This is a genomic window from Streptomyces sp. NPDC104307 (assembly GCF_055584045.1).
Genome location: NZ_JBVJMU010000017.1, coordinates 18,526 through 38,005, shown reverse-complemented (window position 1 = coordinate 38,005; position 19,480 = coordinate 18,526). Strand labels below are relative to the sequence as shown.

Below are 19,480 nucleotides of genomic sequence, written 5' to 3'. Positions count from 1 at the left end.
GCCCCGCACAAGGTTACCGAGTGTCGGCGCGGGCCCGACCACCCCTGTGGACAACCGCCTCCCTGCCCGGTGCTCCAAGGGCTACTGACGGATCGACCAGCCGCGCTCGCGCAGGGCGGCGCTGAGGCCGGGGGCGGCGCTCGGCTCGACCATGAGCTGCACGAGACCCGCCTGCTGGCCGGTGGCGTGCTCGATGCGTACGTCCTCGACGTTGACCCCGGCCCGGCCCGCGTCCGCGAAGATCCCGGCCAGCTCGCCCGGCCGGTCGCTGATCAGGACGGCCACGACCTCGTAGGAGGCGGGGGCCGCGCCGTGCTTGCCGGGCACCCTGACCCGGCCGGCGTTGCCCCGGCGCAGCACGTCCTGGATGCCCTCCGTGCCGGCGCGGCGCTTGTCCTCGTCGGCGGACTGCAGCCCGCGCAGCGCGGTGACGGTCTCGTCCAGGTCGGCGGCGACCCCGGCGAGGACGTCGGCGACCGGTCCGGGGTTGGCGGAGAGGATGTCCACCCACATCCGGGGATCGGACGCGGCGATCCTGGTGACGTCCCTGATGCCCTGCCCGCACAGGCGTACCGCGGTCTCGTCGGCCTCCTCCAGCCGGGCGGCGACCATCGAGGAGATCAGCTGCGGGGTGTGCGAGACGAGCGCGACGGCCCGGTCGTGGGCGTCGGCGTCCATGACGACCGGCACGGCCCGGCAGAGCGCGACCAGTTCCAGGGCGAGGTTGAGGACCTCGGTGTCGGTGTCGCGGGTCGGCGTGAGGACCCAGGGGCGGCCCTCGAAGAGGTCCGCGGTACCGGCGAGCGGACCGGAGCGCTCCTTGCCGGCCATCGGGTGCGTGCCGATGTACGGGGCGAGGTCGACGCCGAGTGCCTCCAGCTCGCGGCGCGGTCCGCCCTTGACGCTGGCCACGTCGAGGTAGCCGCGGGCGACGCCCTCGCGCATGGCGGTGGCGAGCACGGACGCGGTGTGGGCCGGCGGCACGGCGACGATCGCCAGGTCGACCGGGCCGTCCGGCGCCTCGTCGGTGCCCGCGCCGAGCGCGGCCGCCGTCCGGGCCGACTCCGGGTCGTGGTCGACGAGGTACACCGTGATGCCCCGGCCGGCGAGGGCGAGGGCCGCGGAGGTGCCGACGAGGCCTGTTCCGATGACGACGGCGTTTCTCACTGGGCGATGTCCTTGCGCAGGGCGGCGGTGGCGCCGAGGTAGACGTGGGCGATCTCGGACTTGGGGAGATAGGTCTCGATGTGGGCGAGGATCCGGACCACCCGGGGCATCGCCCCCTCGATGTCCAGCTCCTGGGCGCAGATCAGCGGTACGTCGACGATACCGATGCCACGCGCCGCGGCGGCCGGGAAGTCGCTGTGCAGGTCGGTGGTGGCCGTGAACCAGATGCTGATCAGGTCGTCCGGGACGAGGCTGTTGCGCTCCAGGACGGCTGTCAGGAGAGCGCCGACCTGCTCGCCCATGTGCCCGGCCTCGTCCCGCTCCAGCTGGACGGCTCCTCGGACCGCTCGTACCGCCACGTCGTGCTCCTTGCTAGTGCGTACCGCTTCGTACTGCCTGTGTTCGCTGCCTGTGTGTTCCGGCTGTTTCAGCGTAGAGGGGTGGCGGGGTCCCGCGCCGGGCCGCCCTGTCCGTGAGACGCGTCGGTGGCGCCGGGTCCACGGGGTGGCCGCCCCGGGCCCTCGCGTACCCTCCCCGCATGATCACTCCGTCCGACGAGGCGCTGGTGCGCGACCACACCGTCTACTCCTGTGTGATGGGCTCGCGCGCCTTCGGGCTGGCCACGGAGGACAGCGACACCGACCGGCGGGGGGTCTTCCTCGCACCGACCCCGTTGTTCTGGCGGTTCGACAAGCCGCCGGCCCATGTCGAGGGACCGGCCCACGAACAGTTCTCCTGGGAGCTGGAACGCTTCTGCGAACTGGCGCTTCGGGCCAACCCCAACGTCCTGGAGTGCCTGCACTCACCGCTGGTCGAACACGCCGACGCCACCGGCCGCGAACTGCTCTCGCTGCGCGGCGCCTTCCTCTCCCGGCGGGCGCACGGAACCTTCGTCCGTTACGCGATGGGCCAGCGCAGAAAGCTGGAGGCGGACGTACGGCTGCACGGGGCGCCGCGCTGGAAGCACGCCATGCATCTGCTGCGGCTGCTGACGAGCGGCCGGGACCTGCTGCGTACGGGTGAGCTCACCATCGAGGTGAGGGATGAGCGGGAGGGGCTGCTGGCGGTCAAGCGCGGCGAGGTGACCTGGCCGGAGGTGGAGCGGCGGATGAACAGGCTGGCCGAGGAGAACGACGCGGCGGCCGTCGCCTCCCCGCTGCCGGCCGAGCCGGACCGGGCGCGGATCGAGGACTTCCTGATCCGCACCCGGCGGGCGTCGGCGTCGGCCGGGGACGGTTCAGCCGGCTGACGCCCCGGCGAGCCGCGCCCGCACCACCAGCCCGTGCAGGGCGTCGAACCCGCCCGGCGCGTCCGGAAGGTCCGTGCCCTCCTGCGCCGCGTCGAGCACCCGGTGCAGCGACTCGACGTCCCGCGCCGCCTCCGCCCGGTCCACGCCCTCCGCTCCCCCGTGCTCGGCCTCGGCCTTGGCCGCTATCAGGCCGGGCAGCGAGGCCGGCGCGGCCACCCGGTCCAGCAGCGTCGGCAGATGGGCCAGTACCTCGCCGCTGCGCATCAGATGGATGCCGGTGAGCAGTGCCCGGAAGGTGTAGAGCAGCGGCTTGAGCTCACCGGTCTTCTCGAAGAGCCGCCACTGGGTGTTGGCGAATCCCCGGTAGTGGTGCGCGTGGTTGCGGGTGAGGACGGCCGGGGCGAGAGCCACCAGCTCCGCGTGCGCCGCACTGGTGTGCACGACCAGCGGGGAGAGCAGCTGCTCCAGTACGTAGCCGTTCGGCTTCAGCATCAGCCGGACGAATTTGCGCAGGTCATGGGTGACCAGATCCATCTCCACGCCGTCCTGGTCCCACATCCGGGACCGGGTCTCCGCCGGCTCGCGCAGGCCGAGGAGATCGGCCGCGGGCAGGAGGTGGACCCCCCGCAGGTCCACATCCGAGTCCTTGGAGGGGAATCCGTACAGATGCGCCCCGGAGACCGTGGCGAACAGCAGCGGGTGGCGTTCCCCGGCGACGACCGGGCCGAGGTCTGTGACCGGCAGCCCGGCTTCCTTGAGACGCTTCATGTCCGTACGCATGGCTCAAGAGTCCCAGAGCGCCCCCAGGGACAGCAGGTCGCTCCGGTATTCGATCCGCTCCGACCACTCCTTGGGCCAGGCACCGGAGCCCAGGTGCGCCCCGGCGAGCGCACCGGTCAGGCAGCCGAGCGAGTCCGAGTCGCCCCGGGTGCAGGCGGCGCGGCGCAGGGCGGTGACCGGCTCGCCGGGGAAGAGCAGGAAGCAGTGCAGGGCCGTGGCCAGGGCCTCCTCGGCGATCCAGCCGTCGCCGGTCGCCTCGCAGGGATCGGTCTCAGGGGACGGGTCGCGCAGCGCGTCCTGGACGCGCTCCAGTGCGGTCAGGCACTCCTCCCAGCCCCGCTGGATGTAGGCCTCGGGCGAGGAGTCGCCGGCGTAGCGCCAGAGGTCCCCGAGCCAGCGGGTGAGGTAGGTGCCGCTGTTCTCGTACGCGTAGCTGCGCAGCTGCCCGATCAGGCCCACCGGGTCCGCGCCCTGCGCCAGCAGGTAGACCGCGCGGGCCATCAGGTCGGACGCGGCGAGTGCGGTGGGGTGTCCGTGGGTGAGGGCCGCCTGCAACTGGGCGGATCCGGCGCGCTGTTCGTCGCTCAGTCCGGGTACGAGTCCGATGGGTGCGACCCGCATGTTGGCGCCGCAGCCCTTGGAGCCGGTCTGGCTGGCCTCCTGCCAGACGCGGTCGCTGTCGAGCATCCGGCAGGCGGTCATGCAGGTGCGGCCGGGGGCGCGGTTGTTGTCGGGCGAGTGGTACCAGTCAACGAACTCCTCGCGCACCGGGCGCACCAGCCGCATCGGGGTGAGCAGCCCCCGGTCCATGGCGGACCGGATGCCGCGCCCCAGGGCGAGGGTCATCTGAGTGTCGTCGGTGACGAAGGCCGGGTTCGGCAGCCGCATCCGGCGCCACGGCCCGCACTTGGCGAGGATCGAGGGGACGTTGTTGAACTCGGTCGGGAATCCCAGCGCGTCGCCGAGCGCGAGCCCGGTCAGCGCGCCGGTGGCGGCCTGTTTGGTGATGGTCCTGGTCACGATCACGTGCTTCTTCCTTCCGGTCGCAGCAGTGGGGGGTGCAGGGCGGTCGCGGCGCCCGCCCGGTAGAGGGCGGCCGGCTTTCCCCGTCCGCCGGTACGGCGCGGTGGCCCCTGGGCTGCCTGGACGAAGCCGGGCGTGGTGAGGACCTTGCGCCTGAAGTTGGGCCGGTCCAGCTCGACGCCCCAGACCGTCTCGTACACCTGCTGGAGCTCTCCCAGGGTGAATTCGGACGGGCAGAACGCGGTGGCCAGGCAGGTGTATTCGAGTTTGGCGCCGATCCTGATCTGTGCGTCGGCGAGGATGCGGTCGTGGTCGAAGGCGAGCGCGCCGAGCTCTCCGGCGTCCCACCATCCGGCGCTGGCCGCGTCGCCGCCGCCGCGGGGTTCGGGCAGATCGGGGACGAGCGCGGCGTAGGCGACGGAGACCACCCGCATCCTCGGATCGCGGTCCGGTTCGCTGTACGTCGCGAGCTGTTCCAGGTGGAGGGCCGAGACGGTGTCCTCGCTCAGCCCGGTCTCCTCGGCCAGCTCCCGGCGGGCCGCGTCCTCTGCGGACTCGCGGGGCAGGACGAAGCCGCCGGGCAGCGCCCACCGGCCCTTGTACGGGTCCTCGCCCCGCTCGACGAGCAGGACGTGCAGCCGGGTGTCGCGGACCGTGAAGACGGCCAGGTCCACGGTGACGGCGAACGGTTCGAAGGCGTGCGGGTCGTAGCCCTCGGGTGCGGCGCCGCTCATCGCCGCTCCGGAAGGGGCTCGGCGAAGTGCCAGCCCCTGGCCAGCAGGGCGTCGACCGCCTCGACGGCCGTGGCCAGGCGCTCCTGGCGGCTTCCGGTGACTTCGATGAAGTTCCTTCCTGTCCGGGTGAGTTCGGATCGGAAACGGTCGGTCATCCGGGGCCGCAGCTCCTCGGCGTCGCGCAGCCCGTCGTCCTCGAAGGCGACGCCCTCGTGGTCGGTCAGCAGCCACAGGTGATGGGCTGCCCGGTCGGCCGTGCGCTCGACGAGCGGGTCGCGGCCGCCGACGTACCGCTCGTGCCGGACGGTGGTGGCGAAGGAGTCGGTGTCGCAGACGAGCACCGGGGATCCGGTACGGGCGGCCGCCTCCTCCCGGGCGTTCCGGGCCTCGGCCATCAGCGAGAAGCCGTCGGTCGTGAAGGCGACGTCCTCCCACTGGGCGCGGGGCCGGCGGGCGCGCAGCGCGGCCGGCTTCTGTTCGCTGAACTCGCGTCCGTACCCGGCGACGTACCCGGTGAGCGCCCAGACGCCGCCGCGCCTGCGGTACTGGGCGGCCAGTGCGCGGGCCAGGGTGGTGGTGCCGGTGGACTCGGCGCCCAGGACGACGACCCGGCGGGCCAGCGCGGCCCGGACCGGCGGTTCGAGGAAGTCCCAGTGGCCCGCCGGGTCCGCGCGCACGGCGGTGCCGGAGACCGGGAAGACCGTGCGGTCCGGGTCGACGGCGACGGCTTCCGCACCGAAGCGGCGGGCGAGCTCGTCCCCGTACGGCTCCGAGGTGAAGACGGCGTCCACCCGGTCGGGCACGGCCGCGGTGAAGACCGCCATGCGGGCGTCCCGGACCGCCGGGTCGTGGAGATCCATCCGGGTGTCGTCGACGGCGCCGGCCACCGTCACGTCCGGGTGCACCTCGCGCATCCAGGCGACCCGGTCCGCGAGCGGAACGGATTCCACCGAGGCGGCGCAGACCAGCACGGTCACCCGCTCGCAACGGTCCTGCGCGGTGCGGACGAGGTGGTGGTGACCGGCGTGCGGCGGGTAGAACCTGCCGAGCACCAGGCCGTGCGCGAAGCGTTTCATGCCGGGGCCTCCGTGAACTCCCGCTGCCGGACGGTGAGACCGCGCCGCCGGTCGCGCGGGCCGGCCGGGGCGCCCGGAGCCATCGCCAGGGGCTGCCGCAGCGGATCGAAGACCGGACCGAAGACGTTCGCGAGACTCACACCGCCCCCTTAATAGTCATTCTGACTATAAAGGTCGAACGCAGGTAGCAAAAGGCCCGCGGCCGGTTCCTGTCCGAAATTCGGAATCCAGGAACCGGCCGCGGGCCGTGCGCGGTGGAGCCGGGGTCTACAGACCGACCTCGCGCATCAGCATGCCCACTTCGGTGTTGGTGAGCCGGCGCAGCCAGCCCGACTTCTGGTCGCCCAGCGGGATCGGGCCGAACGACGTCCGCACGAGCCGCTCGACCGGGAAGCCGGCCTCGGCCAGCATCCGGCGGACGATGTGCTTGCGGCCCTCGTGGAGGGTCACCTCGACCAGGTAGTTCTTGCCGGTGTTCTCGACGACCCGGAAGTGGTCGGCGCGGGCGTACCCGTCCTCCAGCTGGATGCCGTCCTTGAGCCGCTTGCCCAGGTCGCGCGGGAGCGGGCCCTGGATGGCGGCCAGGTAGGTCTTCTTCACGCCGTACTTGGGGTGGGTGAGACGGTGGGCCAGCTCGCCGTGGTTGGTGAGCATGATGATGCCCTCGGTCTCGGTGTCCAGCCGGCCGACGTGGAAGAGCCGCGTCTCACGGTTGGTGACGTAGTCGCCGAGGCACTGGCGCCCGTCCGGGTCCTCCATCGAGGAGACGACACCGGCCGGCTTGTTCAGCGCGAAGAACAGGTACGACTGGGTGGCGACCGTCAGGCCGTCGACCTTGATCTCGTCGTGGTGGACGTCGACGCGCATGCCCTGCTCGACGACGATCTCGCCGTTCACCTCGACGCGGGACTGCTCGATCAGCTCCTCGCACGCGCGGCGCGAGCCCATGCCCGCCCTGGCGAGGACCTTCTGCAGCCGCTCGCCCTCCTGCTCGGCGCCGGGGTGCGTCTTGGGCGTGCTGATCTCGGGCTTGTTCGCGTACCGGTCACGGTTGCGCTGCTCGATCTTGGCGTCGAGCTCGCGCGGGCGGGCGGGGGCGCCGTACGGGGCACGCCGGCCGCTGCTCTTCGAGCCGCCGGAGGCCGCCTTCGGGCCGCCCTTGGCGCCGCCGCGGGCCGCCGCGCCGCGGCCCTTGCGGGTGCCGCCGTCGCCGCCCGGCTTGTCGTTGCCCACGTCGTAGCGGCGCTCCTCGGGGCGGGGCCGGCGGGGGCGCTGCTCCTGCTTGTCGTCGCGCTCTGAGCCGGAGACCCGGGGGTTCGGGTTGGTGTTCCGGCCGGTGCCGATGTTGTTCCGGGCACCGCTCCGGCCCGCGCCGCCGCCGCTCCTGGAGCCGCCGCCGCTCCGGCCCGCGCCTCCGCCGGCGCCGCCGCTCCTGGAGCCGCCGCTGCCGCTTCCGCTGTTCCTGCCACTGCTTCGCATCAAAATTCCGTCTTGTCGTCTGCGTGAGTATCCGGGGTGTCCGGTGCGTCCGGATCGAACGACGGCACACCCTCTAGCGTCTCAGCCTCGATCGCGTCCGCCTCCGGTAGGAAGGGCGCGAGCTCCGGGAGCTCGTCCAGGCCACGCAGGCCCATTCGCTCCAGAAAGTAGTTCGTCGTCCTGTACAGGATCGCACCTGTTTCGGGTTCCGCGCCCGCTTCCTCGACCAGGCCCCTCTGGAGGAGGGTCCGCATGACCCCGTCACAGTTCACGCCGCGCACCGCGGAGACCCTGGAACGGCTCACCGGCTGCCGGTACGCGACGACCGCGAGGGTCTCCAGCGCCGCCTGGGTGAGACGGGCGTGCTGGCCGTCCAGGACGAAGCCCTCGACCGCCGCCGCGTACCTGGGCCGGGTATAGAACCGCCAGCCTCCCGCGACCAGCCTCAGGTCGAAGCCGCGGCGCTGCACGGTGTACTCGTCGGCCAGCTCCCGCAGCGCGTCCGCGACGGCCCGCCGGGGCCGCTCCAGCACCTTGGCCAGGTGCTCCTCGGTGGCGGGCTCGTCGACGACCATCAGCACGGCCTCCAGGGCGGGCTTCAGATCGAGGCCCGCGACAGCCGGTCCGGTGACGTCCTGCTCACTCATGCCTTCACGTCCTGCCGCTCGTCCCGCATGTCCGGTGCCTCCTGGTCGAACTCGTCCGTGACGACCGGCTCGGCCCCTTGCTCCCCGGCCCAGCGCACCATCAGCTCCCCCAGCGCCTCTTCCTGGTCCAGGACGACGGCCTTCTCCCGGTAGAGCTCCAGCAGCGCCAGGAACCGGGCGACGACGGTGAGCGTGTCCGGGGCATCCCCGGCCAGCTCCCGGAAGCTCATCTCCCCCGCCTCCCGGAGCCGGGCCATCACGATCCCGGCCTGCTCCCGCACGCTGACCAGCGGGGCGTGGATGTGGTCGACGTATACCTGCGGCCGGGGCCTGGGCTGCATCGCCTTCACGGCCAGCTTCGCGAAGCCCTCGGCCCCGATGCTGATCACCACGTCGGGCAGCAGCTCCGCGTGGTGCGGTTCCAGCCCGACGGTACGGGGGAAGCGGCGGCCCTCCGATTCGAGCCGCTCGCTGAAGATCTCCGCGATGCGCTTGTACGCGCGGTACTGCAGCAGCCTCGCGAAGAGCAGGTCCCTGGCTTCCAGCAACGCCAGGTCCCCTTCGTCCTCCACCTCCGCAGCGGGCAGCAGCCGGGCCGCCTTGAGGTCCAGGAGGGTCGCCGCGACGACAAGGAACTCGGTGGTCTGGTCCAGGTCCCAGTCAGGGCCCATGGCCCTGATGTGGACCATGAACTCGTCGGTGACCTTGGACAGGGCCACCTCGGTCACGTCCAGCTTGTGCTTGGAGATGAGCTGCAGCAGCAGATCGAACGGCCCCTCGAAGTTCGCCAGCCGCACGGTGAACCGACCGTCCTCGGCATCCGGAACGGGCGCGGGGACGGGGACGGGATCAGGCTCCGGTACGGGAACAGGCGCGGGTTCGGGGTCCGGTACGGGAACAGGCGCAGGTTCGGGGTCCGGTACGGGAACAGGCGCCGGATCAGGCTCCGGTACGGGAACAGGCGCGGGTTCGGGGACAGGCACCGGTACGGGCCCGCCGCCCGGCCCGCGGCCCAGCGGGCGGCGGGAGGTGCGGGCGGGCTCGTCGGGTGAGGGCATGGGGATCCAGGGTGCGGCGGGACACGGGGCGGGCGGACGGCGGCCCGCCCTCCGGGGCAGGCTACCGGCGCCGGGCCCGTCAGCGGCCGCGCAGCCGCCGTACGAGGATGCTCGCGTCGCCCCGGGACTCCAGGTCGGCCAGGACGACGGCGACCGCCTCACGGACGATCCTGCCCCGGTCGATGGCCAGCCCGTGCTCGCCGCGCAGCACCAGCCGAGCGTGTTCGAGGTCCATCAGCTCCTCGGCGGAGACGTAGACCGTGATCTTCTCGTCGTGGCGCTCCCGGCCGCTGGGCCGCCGGTTCGCGCCGCGCCCGCCACCGCGTCTGCGCTGCTGCTGGACCACGGGCGCCGGAACCGGCTCCTGCGAGGAGGGCGGCTGCGGACGGCGCCCGGCCTGTGCGGCCACCGCCATCCGGTCGTTCTCACCGCCGCGGCTGCGCGAATCGCCCGCGTCGGCCCTGGCCGCCGAGTGCTCCTCCGGTGCGGCGGGGGCGGCCGGGGCCTCGGAGCCCGTCGCCGGGGCGTCGGCCCCGGGGTCGCTCTCGCCGCCGGCCGGGGCGGGTACCCGGGCGGCCTCGCCGTTCGCCTTGCGCCGTCGTTCGGCGGGGGACGAGGACTGCAGGCCCATCCCCCCGGTGGTACGGAACAGTTCGTCGGCCCCCGGCAGACTCACTCGGCGTGACACCGGGCGAGCACCTCCCTGGCGAGCTGGCGATAGGCGGCGGCACCGACCGAGTTGGACGCGTACGTGGTGATGGGCTCGCCGGCGACCGTGGTCTCCGGGAAGCGGACCGTACGCCCGATGACCGTGTGGTAGACGTGATCGTCGAAGGCCTCGACGACGCGCGCGAGGACCTCGCGGCTGTGCACCGTACGGGAGTCGTACATGGTGGCGAGGATGCCGTCGAGCTCCAGCTCGGGGTTGAGCCGCTCCTGGACCTTCTCGATGGTCTCGGTGAGCAGCGCCACACCTCGGAGTGCGAAGAACTCGCATTCGAGCGGCACTATCACCTTGTGCGCGGCGGTCAGGGCGTTCACGGTGAGCAGGCCGAGCGAGGGCTGGCAGTCGATCACGATGTAGTCGTAGTCGGCCATCAGCGGCTTCAGGGCGCGCTGCAGGGTGGATTCCCGGGCCACCTCGCTGACCAGCTGGACCTCGGCGGCCGACAGGTCGATGTTGCTCGGCAGCAGGTCCATGTTGGGCACGGCGGTCTTGAGGAGGACCTCGTCGGCCGCCATACCCCGCTCCATGAGCAGGTTGTAGACGGTGAGGTCGAGCTCCATCGGGTTCACGCCGAGACCGACCGACAGGGCTCCCTGCGGGTCGAAGTCGACGAGCAGGACCCGCCGCCCGTACTCCGCGAGCGCGGCACCCAGGTTGATGGTCGACGTGGTCTTGCCGACGCCGCCCTTCTGGTTGCACATCGCGATGATCTTGGCGGGGCCGTGATCGGTCAGCGGGCCCGGGATCGGGAAGTACGGCAGGGGCCGGCCGGTCGGGCCGACCCGCTCGCGGCGCTGCCGGGCGGCGTCGGGCGCGAGAGTGGCCGCGTACTCCGGATCGGGCTCGTACTCGGCGTCGGGGTCGTAGAAGCGCCCCTGGGGCGCCTCGTCGAAGTCGGCGAAGTGGGCGGTGTCCCGGCCACTCTCGTTGCCGGCCATGGCGTTCACGTGTAGGCCGTCCATCATCTGGGGGGCTGTCGTCATGTGCTGGTGGGTGGCGAAGGTGCGGACAGCGACGGAGCCGACAGCCTCCAGCCCGTTCGGGCTCTGGCCCCGTGCAGGCATCCCTGGTTGAACACCCCCGGGAGTAAATGTCGACTCATTCACAAGTCGTCTTACCTCCTTGGACGTGACCAGGAAACTTATCGATAGGTCAGCGTGGCACCATGCCGACGATTGGCGACTCTATGGCGTGTCACCGGTTCGCAGCAACACAATCCGCCGGACCCGGCCCGATGTGTCGGCAATCGAACACCCCGCTGTCAAGGGCGCGCAGCCCTCCGGGCGTACTTTTCGCGGGTGCACGAATCGGTTAAAGGGTTACGTTCGAGGCGAGTTGCACGGGGTCCGGCAGGGGCCCGGCATGCGTCCGGCCGGACCTTGCTCGGCAAGGTCCGGCCGGGTGCGCGAGGTTGACGGGAGGGGTTGACCCTCAGCCGAGAAGCGTGCTCAGTTCGACGTGGTCGAGGCCGTGCGCTTCCGCCACCTCACGGTAAACGACCTGCCCGTCATGGGTGTTGAGCCCCTTGGCGAGCGCGGCGTCACGGCGCAGCGCCTCGGCCCAGCCCCGGTTCGCGAGCTCCACGATGTAGGGCAGCGTCGCGTTGGTGAGGGCGTACGTGGAGGTGTTCGGCACCGCGCCGGGCATGTTGGCGACGCAGTAGAAGACCGAGTCGTGAACCATGAAGGTCGGCTCGGCGTGCGTCGTCGGGTGGGAGTCCTCGAAGCAGCCACCCTGATCAATTGCAATGTCGACAAGTACACTTCCGGGCTTCATCTTGGCGACGAGCTCGTTGGTGACCAGCTTCGGGGCCTTCGCGCCGGGGATGAGCACGGCGCCGACGACCAGGTCCGCCTCGACGACGGCCTTCTCCAGCTCGAAGGCGTTGGAGACGACCGTCTGCACCTTGGTGCCGAAGATCCGGTCGGCCTCGCGGAGCTTGTTGATGTCCTTGTCGAGCAGCGTGACGTGGAAGCCGAGGCCGACGGCGATCTGGGTGGCGTTCCAGCCGGAGACGCCGCCGCCGATGATGACGGCCCGCCCGGCCGCCGTACCCGGGACGCCGCCGGGCAGCACACCGCGGCCGCCGACCGAGCGCATCAGGTGGTACGCGCCGACCTGCGGGGCCAGCCGGCCCGCGACCTCGGACATCGGGGCGAGCAGCGGCAGCGCGCGGTTCGCGGTCTCGACGGTCTCGTAGGCGATGGCGGTGGTGCCGGACTCCAGCAGCGCGTCCGTGCAGGCGCGGGAGGCGGCGAGGTGGAGGTAGGTGAAGAGGGTCTGGCCCTTGCGGAGGCGGTGGTACTCCTCCGCGACCGGCTCCTTGACCTTCAGCAGCAGGTCGGCGGTGGCCCAGACCTCGTCGGCGGTGGGCAGTATCCGCGCCCCGGCCGCGACGTACTCCGCGTCCGTGATGGACGAGCCGGCACCGGCGCTCTCCTCGACGACGACCTGGTGGCCGTGGCGGACGAGCTCGTGCACACCGGCAGGCGTGATCGCCACGCGGAACTCGTTGTTCTTGACTTCGCGGGGGATGCCGACCTTCACGTCGATCACGGTCCTTGACTCAGAGGGGTTATCCGGGCATAGCGATACATACCCGGATAGACGCAGTGTAAATGGAGACACCGCGAACACCCGCGGCAAAGCCAGTCTAATGAAGGGCTTCCCGCTGTCTAGCCTTACAAAGCATTAATTTTCCGTCGCCGTACTACGGATTTCGTAGGCTGCACTCTCCTCACCCAGCAATCTGTCGGCTGTACCCCGGTGCAGCCCCGCGGCCGCGGGGTCACCGAGCCGGTCCAGCGTGTCGGCCAGCCGCAGCTCAAGGGCGGCCTGCAGCCGTACGTCCTTGGCCTGCCGCGCCCACTGCACGGCCTCCCGGCACGTCTGCAACGACTCCTGCGGACGGCCCGCGTACTCCTGGACCCGGGCCACCTCGCTGAGCGCCCGCGCCTGGGCGGGCAGGTCACCGAGCCTGCGGTAGCCGGCCGCCGCGGCGCGCCAGTTCCGCAGCGCCTCGCCGTACCGCCCGGCGTAGGTGTGGACCGTGCCCAGGCGCCCGTACAGCCGTGCCTCGTCGGCCTTCTCGCCCTGGGTGAGCCGCTGCGCGAGCGCCCGGCCGTACCAGTCCGAGGCCCGGTGAAAGTCGCCCAGCTCCGCGTAGGCGCCGCCCACGGATTCCATCGCGCGCCCGGTGGCGTACGGGTCCTTCGCCGCCCGTCCGGCATCCAGCGCGGCCCGGTAGCGGGCCAGCGCCTCCCGGGTCCGGCCGGTCCCGGCGTCCAGGTCCGCGAGGTTGAGCAGGGCGGCCGCCCGCTCGCGCGGCAGCTCGCGGCGCTCCGCGACGGCCAGCACCAGACCGTGCAGTCCGTACAGCTCGGGCGCGGCCGCCTCCGTGCCCTCGTGCACCGCGAGCGCCCGCACCAGTGCGGCCACCAACCGCCGTGCCAGCGTGTCGAGTTCGCCGTCCTTCACGGCGATCCGGGCGGAGGCGAGCAGAGCCGGACGGCGGATCCGCAGCCATTCGGCGGCGGCCTCCGGGCCGGGGAAGCGCAGGGTGCGCGGCAGTCCGGCGAGTCTGCGCCGGGCCGGTGAGCCCTCGGGCTCTGTGACCGCGCGGCAGGACTGGAGCAGGCGCACGGTCCGCTCCAGCATCCTCGCCCGCGCGAGCTGGATCTCGGCCGCACGGTCCCGGTCCTCCAGCAGCGCCCGCAGCAACGGAGCCAGGCAGCCGGGCACCTCGTACTGCGGCCGGTCGGCCCCATTGCCGCGCAGCACCCCCAGGCGCACGAAGTCGTCGAGCGTGGTCTGGGCGGCGGAGACGGAGCAGCCGGCCAGCGCGGACGCGGTGTGGGCGTCGGCGAGTCCGGCGGGGGCCAGCGAGAGCAGTCGCAGTATCCGGGCGGCGGCCGGCGGCAGCGAGTCGTGGATCAGCCGGAAGGCGCGGGCCAGCGGGCGGGCGCCGGTGGGCAGTTCGGCGTCGTCGGGAAGTTCCCGCAGCTGCTTGGTGACGTCCGCCACAGAGGCGGTCGGGTGCGCGGCCAGCCAGCCCCCGACCATCACGAGCGCGGCGGGCTGGCCACCGCACTCCTCGGCCAGCGTCTCGGCGGTCCGCGGGTCGACGGTGATGCGGACCTGCCCGATGGTGCGGGCGAGCAGCTGGACCGCGGGGCCCGCCTCCAGTCCGCCGACGGTGCAGGGCCGGACGCCGGGGAGACCGGTCAGCGGGCCCTGCGCGGTGGCGACGACCAGGCAGTCCGGGTTGTCCGGGAGCAGCGGGTCGACCTGTTCGGCATCCGGCGCGTCGTCGATCAGCAGCAGGACCCGGCGTACGGCGAGGGCTTCGCGGACCATTTCGGACAGCTCGTCCTCGTCCGCGCCGGGTGGTCCCACCACGTCGAGCTGGCCGAGGAGGTCCCGGGCGGCGCGTTCGGTGGGGACCGGGGCTCCGCCGGGTTCGGTGAGCCGGACGCGGAGCAGGCCGTCGGGGTAGTCGCCGGTGCCGAGCAGTCGCCGGGTGAGCTCGCCGGCCAGCGCGGTGCGGCCGGAGCCGGGGCGTCCGGCGATCAGCAGGACCCGGGCCCGGACGCTCTTGCGACCGGCCATGGTGTCCAGTCCGGCCCGTTCGATGTCGGCCCGGAGTTCCTTCAACTCGCGCTCGCGCCCGAAGAATTGGGATGGCCCGTCGGTGGCCGGCCCCTCGGTCCCCGCTGCCTCGGCCGGGTCGCTGGTGTCCACCGCCTGATCCGTCACGGGCCACGCTCCACTTCGCTGCACGCGTCGCCCGCCGGGACTCCGGTCAGGGCATTCCGAGCGTAGTTCAGGCGGGTGGGCGAATCCGGTGGAGCGCGGCGGACGGGTCCCCCGATCGGATCAGCGTTTTTTCCGACTGGGGGACGTTCCGGTTGTCCGACGGGCCGTCAGGCCTCGAACGGCCGGGCGGGCCAGGGCGCCTCCGCGGGCCGCAGCGATTCGACCCCGTCGCCCGCGAGCACCGCGGCGAGCGAGAGCGCCCCCACCACCAGGCAGCTGTTGTGCAGGTCCCCGGCGATCACACCGCGTACGAGGTCCTGGAGCGGCACCCGGGCCAGCTCCATGTCGGCCTCCTCCTCCGCGACCTCGAAACGCTCGCCGTCCGCCTCGGAGATGTCGCGGGCGAGGAAGATCCGTACGGCTTCGTCACAGCCGCCGGGCGTGGTGTAGACGTCGGTCAGCACCCGCCAGTCCTCGGCCTTGACGTACGCCTCCTCGTACAGCTCGCGCTGCGCGGCGTGCAGCGGGTTCTCGCCGGGGACGTCGAGCAGTCCGGCCGGGATCTCCCACAGCTTGTGGCGCACCGGGTGGCGGTACTGGCGCAGCACCAGGACGCGGCCCTCGTCGTCGAGTGCGAGCACGGCGACCGAACCCGGGTGGACCTGGTAGTCGCGGCCGTGGACGGATCCGTCGGGCATCACCACCTGGTCGGTGCGGACGCTGGTCTTGTTGCCCCGGAACGGGGTCTCGGTCGCGGTGACCGGCCATTCCTCGGGCGTGTCCTGGAAACCCATCTACGTCCTCCCACAAAAAACAGTGACCGGGGTACACGTCCTCGAAGGACGCGTACCCCGGTCAACCGTAACGCCTGCGGGGGTGCCGTTACTTGCTCGGCGTGGCTTCCGGTGTGCTGCCCGTCCTGCGCGCGACGGCCGCCTTCACCAGGCCCGCGAACAGGGGGTGCGGGCGGGTCGGGCGGGAGCGGAGCTCCGGGTGCGCCTGGGTGGCGACCAGGTAGGGGTGGACCTCGCGCGGGTACTCGACGTACTCGACGAGCTTGTTGTCCGGGGAGGTGCCGGAGAAGACCAGACCGGCCTTCTTCTCCAGCTCGGCGCGGTAGGTGTTGTTGACCTCGTAGCGGTGGCGGTGGCGCTCCTCGACGTACGGCTGGCCGTCGTACGCCTCACGGACCAGCGAGCCCTCTGCGAGCTTCGCCGGGTAGAGGCCGAGCCGCATGGTGCCGCCGAGGTCGCCCGCGCCCTCGACGAACGCCAGCTGCTCCTCCATCGTCGAGATGACGGGGTGGGCGGTGGCGGCGTCGAACTCGGTGGAGTTGGCGTCGGGGATCTCCGCGAGGTTGCGCGCGGCCTCGATCACGATGCACTGGAGACCGAGGCAGAGTCCGAGCAGCGGCACCTTGTTCTCACGGGCGTACTGGATGGCGCCGACCTTGCCGATCACACCGCGCTCGCCGAAGCCGCCGGGGATGCAGATGGCGTCGACGTCACCGAGCTGCTTCCTGGCGCCCGCCGGGGTCTTGCAGTCGTCGGAGGCGACCCACTTGACCTTGACGCGGGCCTTGTTGGCGAAGCCGCCGGCCCGGATGGCCTCGGTGACCGAGAGGTAGGCGTCGGGCAGGTCGATGTACTTGCCGACCAGGGCGACGGTGACCTCGTGGTCGGGGTTGTGGACGCGGTCCAGCAGATCCCCCCAGGTCGTCCAGTCGACGTCCCGGAACGGCAGGTCGAGCTTGCGCACGACGTAGGCGTCCAGGCCCTCGGAGTGCAGCACCTTGGGGATGTCGTAGATCGACTTGGCGTCCGGGCAGGCCACCACGGCGGACTCGTCGACGTCGCACATCAGCGAGATCTTGCGCTTGATCGCGGTCGGCACCTCGCGGTCGGCCCGCAGCACGATCGCGTCCGGCTGGATACCGATGTTGCGCAGCGCCGCCACCGAGTGCTGGGTCGGCTTGGTCTTCAGTTCGCCGGACGGGCCGATGTAGGGCAGCAGCGAGATGTGCACGACGAAGACGTTGTCCCGGCCCACCTCGTGGCGGACCTGGCGGACGGTCTCCAGGAACGGCAGCGACTCGATGTCGCCGACCGTGCCGCCGACCTCGGTGATGACGACGTCCACGTCGTCGGTGGCCATTCGGCGGATGCGGTGCTTGATCTCGTTGGTGATGTGCGGGATGACCTGCACGGTGTCACCGAGGTATTCGCCCCGCCGCTCCTTGGCGATGACCTGCGAGTACACCTGGCCTGTAGTGACGTTGGCGGAGCCGTCCAAGTCGACGTCGAGGAAGCGCTCGTAGTGTCCGATGTCCAGGTCGGTCTCGGCGCCGTCGTTGGTGACGAACACCTCACCGTGCTGGAAGGGGTTCATCGTGCCCGGGTCGACGTTCAGGTACGGGTCGAGCTTCTGCATGGTGACCCGAAGGCCGCGCGCCTTGAGCAGGGCACCGAGGCTGGAGGCAGTCAGACCCTTGCCGAGGGAAGAGGCGACACCCCCGGTGACGAAGATGTGCTTGGTCGTCGTGGATGTGGGCTGCATAGCCAAAGGGGGCTCCCGTGGTCGCGATCGTGAGGTGCGTACCGGCTTTGCCGTCCGGAGATTCCGGAGGCGCCGTCGCTGCGGTTCGGGGGCCTCGTCTGCTGTTGCCAGACGACCACCGGTCCACGGGCTACCAGGGTATCAGCGACCGGGGGAGCCTGCTTCCGGCCACTCCCGGCACAGTCGGCACACACGATCCACGCATGTCCCTCACGCCCCACCCGTTCGGCTCATCTCTCTTGCCGGGACCGTCGCGCGGATCACCCAGGTGCGTCGTATCCTGCTCGGACACTCGCTCCGGGCGAGGTATGGACGCGCAGATTCCCCCACCTCTACCCCTAGCAACGACCTCTTGACCCGCAGTAAGCGCCCTACGGGGCGACATGGCCGTTCGACTGGAGATGCACGTGGCCGGGCGCATCGAGGATTACGCACTCATCGGAGACATGCAGACCGCCGCCCTGGTCTGCCGGGACGGTACAGCCGACTGGCTGTGCCTGCCCCGCTTCGATTCACACGCCGTGTTCGCGGGCCTTCTGGGCACGGAGGAGCACGGCTTCTGGCGCCTCGGGCCCCGCACCGAGGGCGAGGAACCGCCCCAGGCCGACCGCCGCCGCTATCGCGGGGACTCACTGATCCTGGAATCGGAGTGGGACACCCCGCGCGGCACGGTCCGGGTGACCGATTTCATGCCGCCGCGTGACGGCGCCCCGCAGCTGATCAGGATCGTGGAGGGCGTCAGCGGCCGGGTGCCGATGCGCTCGGAGCTGCGCATGCGGTTCAGCTACGGGCGGGTCACCCCGTGGGTGCACAAGGTGGACGGCCGCACGGTCGCCGTCGCCGGCCCCGACTCGGTCTGGCTGGACACCACGGCCGAGACCTTCGGCGAGAACCTCACGACGTACGCGGACTTCACCGTCGCCCCGGGCGACCGGATCGCGTTCACGATCAGCTGGCAGCCCTCGCACCGCGAACCGCCCGCGCTCCCGGACCCCGAGGGTTCGCTGGAGGCGACCGCGGACTTCTGGCGCGAGTGGGTCGAGCAGTGTACGTACCACGGCCCCTACCGCGAGGCCGTGGTCCGCTCGCTGATCACCCTCAAGGCGCTGACCTACGCCCCGACCGGCGGCATCGTCGCGGCGCCCACCACCTCGCTGCCCGAGGACATCGGCGGCTCCCGCAACTGGGACTACCGCTACACCTGGCTGCGCGACGCCGCGATCACGCTGTCCTCGCTGCTGCGCACCGGCTACCGCGAGGAGGCCCGCGCCTGGCGCGAGTGGCTGCTCAGGGCGGTCGCGGGCGACCCCGAGAACCTGCAGATCATGTACGGGATCGCGGGCGAGCGGGAGCTGGGCGAGGCCGAGCTGGAGTGGCTGCCGGGTTACGAGAACTCGGGCCCGGTCCGGGTCGGCAACGGCGCCGCGGGCCAGCTCCAGCTGGACGTGTACGGCGAGGTCACCGAGGCGCTGCACCTCGCGCACATGACCGGGCTGACCCGCAACGACTACGCCACCGGCCTCCAGCTCAAGCTGATCGAGTACCTGGAGAAGCACTGGGAGGAGCCGGACGAGGGCATCTGGGAGGTGCGCGGGCCGCGCCGCCACTTCGTGCACTCCAAGGTGATGGCCTGGGTGGCGGTCGACCGGACGATCAAACTGATCGAGGCCGGGGACGCGGAGGGGCCGCTGGAGAAGTGGCGCGAGCTGCGCGACGACATCCACCGCGACGTCTGCGAACGCGGCTACGACAAGGAGCGCAACACCTTCACCCAGTCCTACGGCTCGAAGGAGCTGGACGCCTCCCTGCTGCTGATCCCCCAGATGGGATTCCTGCCGCCCGACGACAAGCGGGTCATCGGCACGATCGAGGCGATCCAGCGGGAGCTGTCCACGGAGGACGGCTTCGTGCTCCGCTACCCCACCACGGGCGGGGACGCCGGTGTGGACGGTCTGGAGGGCGACGAGGGCGCATTCCTGGCGTGCTCGTTCTGGCTGGCCGACGACCTGGCGATGATCGGCCGGGTCGACGAGGCCCGCCAGCTCTTCGAACGGCTGCTGTCCCTGCGCAACGACCTGGGCCTGCTGGCCGAGGAGTGGGACTCCCGGCTGCAGCGCCAGGTGGGGAACTTCCCGCAGGCCTTCAGCCATGTGCCGCTGATCGACACGGCGCTCCGGCTGACGGCGAGCGGGGCGTACGTGGGCTGACGGACCGGATCGCGGCGGGCCG

At 71.7% G+C, this 19,480-nt stretch carries 18 protein-coding genes; 2 read left to right on the top strand and 16 right to left on the bottom strand.

Going from position 1 to position 19,480, the window contains the following annotated elements:
• Positions 1 to 81 precede the first annotated feature (81 nt).
• Positions 82 to 1,167, bottom strand: a complete 1,086-nt coding sequence (locus ACZ601_RS31420) for a prephenate dehydrogenase (RefSeq protein WP_440573148.1) — start codon at positions 1,165 to 1,167, stop codon at positions 82 to 84.
• Positions 1,164 to 1,526 carry a chorismate mutase gene (gene aroH, locus ACZ601_RS31415; protein ID WP_371774024.1) on the bottom strand — a complete coding sequence of 121 codons (363 nt, stop codon included), beginning with the start codon at positions 1,524 to 1,526 and terminating at the stop codon, positions 1,164 to 1,166. Before aroH ends, ACZ601_RS31420 begins: the two co-directional genes overlap by 4 nt.
• 179 nt (positions 1,527 to 1,705) lie before the next feature.
• Here aroH and ACZ601_RS31410 point away from each other — a divergent pair, with 179 nt between their 5' ends.
• Positions 1,706 to 2,416, top strand: a complete 711-nt coding sequence (locus tag ACZ601_RS31410; protein ID WP_469544377.1) for a nucleotidyltransferase domain-containing protein — start codon at positions 1,706 to 1,708, stop codon at positions 2,414 to 2,416.
• Here the strand turns inward: ACZ601_RS31410 and ACZ601_RS31405 are convergent.
• From ACZ601_RS31405 to ACZ601_RS31340, 14 genes are all read right to left on the bottom strand, one after another.
• Complete coding sequence (locus ACZ601_RS31405; RefSeq protein ID WP_440573150.1) at positions 2,405 to 3,196, bottom strand: nucleotidyltransferase domain-containing protein; 792 nt, start codon at positions 3,194 to 3,196, stop codon at positions 2,405 to 2,407. The genes ACZ601_RS31410 and ACZ601_RS31405 overlap by 12 nt on opposite strands.
• A gap of 3 nt (positions 3,197 to 3,199) precedes the next feature.
• On the bottom strand, positions 3,200 to 4,222 hold the full coding sequence (locus tag ACZ601_RS31400) for an ADP-ribosylglycohydrolase family protein (RefSeq protein WP_469544375.1): 1,023 nt from the start codon (positions 4,220 to 4,222) through the stop codon (positions 3,200 to 3,202).
• Positions 4,219 to 4,953, bottom strand: coding sequence for an NUDIX hydrolase (locus ACZ601_RS31395; RefSeq protein ID WP_469544374.1), 735 nt, complete (start codon positions 4,951 to 4,953; stop codon positions 4,219 to 4,221). Before ACZ601_RS31395 ends, ACZ601_RS31400 begins: the two co-directional genes overlap by 4 nt.
• A complete protein-coding gene (locus tag ACZ601_RS31390) occupies positions 4,950 to 6,029 on the bottom strand; it encodes an AAA family ATPase (RefSeq protein ID WP_469544372.1) in 1,080 nt (359 codons plus the stop codon). Before ACZ601_RS31390 ends, ACZ601_RS31395 begins: the two co-directional genes overlap by 4 nt.
• Positions 6,026 to 6,169 carry a hypothetical protein gene (locus tag ACZ601_RS31385; RefSeq protein ID WP_469544370.1) on the bottom strand — a complete coding sequence of 48 codons (144 nt, stop codon included), beginning with the start codon at positions 6,167 to 6,169 and terminating at the stop codon, positions 6,026 to 6,028. The genes ACZ601_RS31390 and ACZ601_RS31385 overlap by 4 nt, the downstream gene beginning before the upstream one ends.
• 127 nt (positions 6,170 to 6,296) lie before the next feature.
• Positions 6,297 to 7,508: a pseudouridine synthase gene (locus ACZ601_RS31380; RefSeq protein ID WP_440573155.1), complete on the bottom strand. Its 1,212-nt coding sequence runs from the start codon at positions 7,506 to 7,508 to the stop codon at positions 6,297 to 6,299.
• Positions 7,508 to 8,155 carry an SMC-Scp complex subunit ScpB gene (gene scpB, locus ACZ601_RS31375; RefSeq protein ID WP_469544368.1) on the bottom strand — a complete coding sequence of 216 codons (648 nt, stop codon included), beginning with the start codon at positions 8,153 to 8,155 and terminating at the stop codon, positions 7,508 to 7,510. Before scpB ends, ACZ601_RS31380 begins: the two co-directional genes overlap by 1 nt.
• Complete coding sequence (locus tag ACZ601_RS31370) at positions 8,152 to 9,213, bottom strand: segregation and condensation protein A (RefSeq protein WP_469544366.1); 1,062 nt, start codon at positions 9,211 to 9,213, stop codon at positions 8,152 to 8,154. The genes scpB and ACZ601_RS31370 overlap by 4 nt, the downstream gene beginning before the upstream one ends.
• A gap of 79 nt (positions 9,214 to 9,292) precedes the next feature.
• On the bottom strand, positions 9,293 to 9,889 hold the full coding sequence (locus tag ACZ601_RS31365; RefSeq protein WP_469544570.1) for a hypothetical protein: 597 nt from the start codon (positions 9,887 to 9,889) through the stop codon (positions 9,293 to 9,295).
• Entirely contained in the window at positions 9,886 to 11,004 is a 1,119-nt protein-coding gene (locus tag ACZ601_RS31360; protein ID WP_123468964.1) for a ParA family protein, read from the bottom strand. Before ACZ601_RS31360 ends, ACZ601_RS31365 begins: the two co-directional genes overlap by 4 nt.
• Before the next feature lie 367 nt (positions 11,005 to 11,371).
• A complete protein-coding gene (gene ald / locus ACZ601_RS31355) occupies positions 11,372 to 12,487 on the bottom strand; it encodes an alanine dehydrogenase (protein ID WP_440573173.1) in 1,116 nt (371 codons plus the stop codon).
• Positions 12,488 to 12,631: 144 nt separating this feature from the next.
• The gene (locus ACZ601_RS31350; protein WP_469544364.1) at positions 12,632 to 14,695 is read right to left on the bottom strand and encodes a tetratricopeptide repeat protein; all 2,064 of its coding nucleotides are present in this window, start codon (positions 14,693 to 14,695) and stop codon (positions 12,632 to 12,634) included.
• A 167-nt stretch (positions 14,696 to 14,862) separates the two neighbouring features.
• On the bottom strand, positions 14,863 to 15,489 hold the full coding sequence (locus tag ACZ601_RS31345) for an NUDIX domain-containing protein (protein ID WP_469544362.1): 627 nt from the start codon (positions 15,487 to 15,489) through the stop codon (positions 14,863 to 14,865).
• A gap of 88 nt (positions 15,490 to 15,577) precedes the next feature.
• On the bottom strand, positions 15,578 to 17,251 hold the full coding sequence (locus ACZ601_RS31340) for a CTP synthase (protein WP_440573160.1): 1,674 nt from the start codon (positions 17,249 to 17,251) through the stop codon (positions 15,578 to 15,580).
• 407 nt (positions 17,252 to 17,658) lie between these two features.
• Between ACZ601_RS31340 and ACZ601_RS31335 the strand changes: the two genes are divergently transcribed.
• Positions 17,659 to 19,458 (top strand): glycoside hydrolase family 15 protein, encoded by a 1,800-nt coding sequence (locus ACZ601_RS31335; protein ID WP_440573174.1) that lies wholly within the window; start codon positions 17,659 to 17,661, stop codon positions 19,456 to 19,458.
• Positions 19,459 to 19,480 lie beyond the last annotated feature (22 nt).

Coding starts and splice junctions, on each gene's coding strand:
- scpB (WP_469544368.1), bottom strand. CDS start 8,155: ATGAGTGAGCAGGACGTCACCGGACCGGCTGTCGCGGGCCTCGATCTG.
- ACZ601_RS31395 (WP_469544374.1), bottom strand. CDS start 4,953: ATGAGCGGCGCCGCACCCGAGGGCTACGACCCGCACGCCTTCGAACCG.
- ACZ601_RS31360 (WP_123468964.1), bottom strand. CDS start 11,004: ATGCCTGCACGGGGCCAGAGCCCGAACGGGCTGGAGGCTGTCGGCTCC.
- ACZ601_RS31340 (WP_440573160.1), bottom strand. CDS start 17,251: ATGCAGCCCACATCCACGACGACCAAGCACATCTTCGTCACCGGGGGT.
- ACZ601_RS31405 (WP_440573150.1), bottom strand. CDS start 3,196: ATGCGTACGGACATGAAGCGTCTCAAGGAAGCCGGGCTGCCGGTCACA.
- ACZ601_RS31380 (WP_440573155.1), bottom strand. CDS start 7,508: ATGCGAAGCAGTGGCAGGAACAGCGGAAGCGGCAGCGGCGGCTCCAGG.
- ACZ601_RS31370 (WP_469544366.1), bottom strand. CDS start 9,213: ATGCCCTCACCCGACGAGCCCGCCCGCACCTCCCGCCGCCCGCTGGGC.
- ACZ601_RS31390 (WP_469544372.1), bottom strand. CDS start 6,029: ATGAAACGCTTCGCGCACGGCCTGGTGCTCGGCAGGTTCTACCCGCCG.
- ACZ601_RS31345 (WP_469544362.1), bottom strand. CDS start 15,489: ATGGGTTTCCAGGACACGCCCGAGGAATGGCCGGTCACCGCGACCGAG.
- ACZ601_RS31410 (WP_469544377.1), top strand. CDS start 1,706: ATGATCACTCCGTCCGACGAGGCGCTGGTGCGCGACCACACCGTCTAC.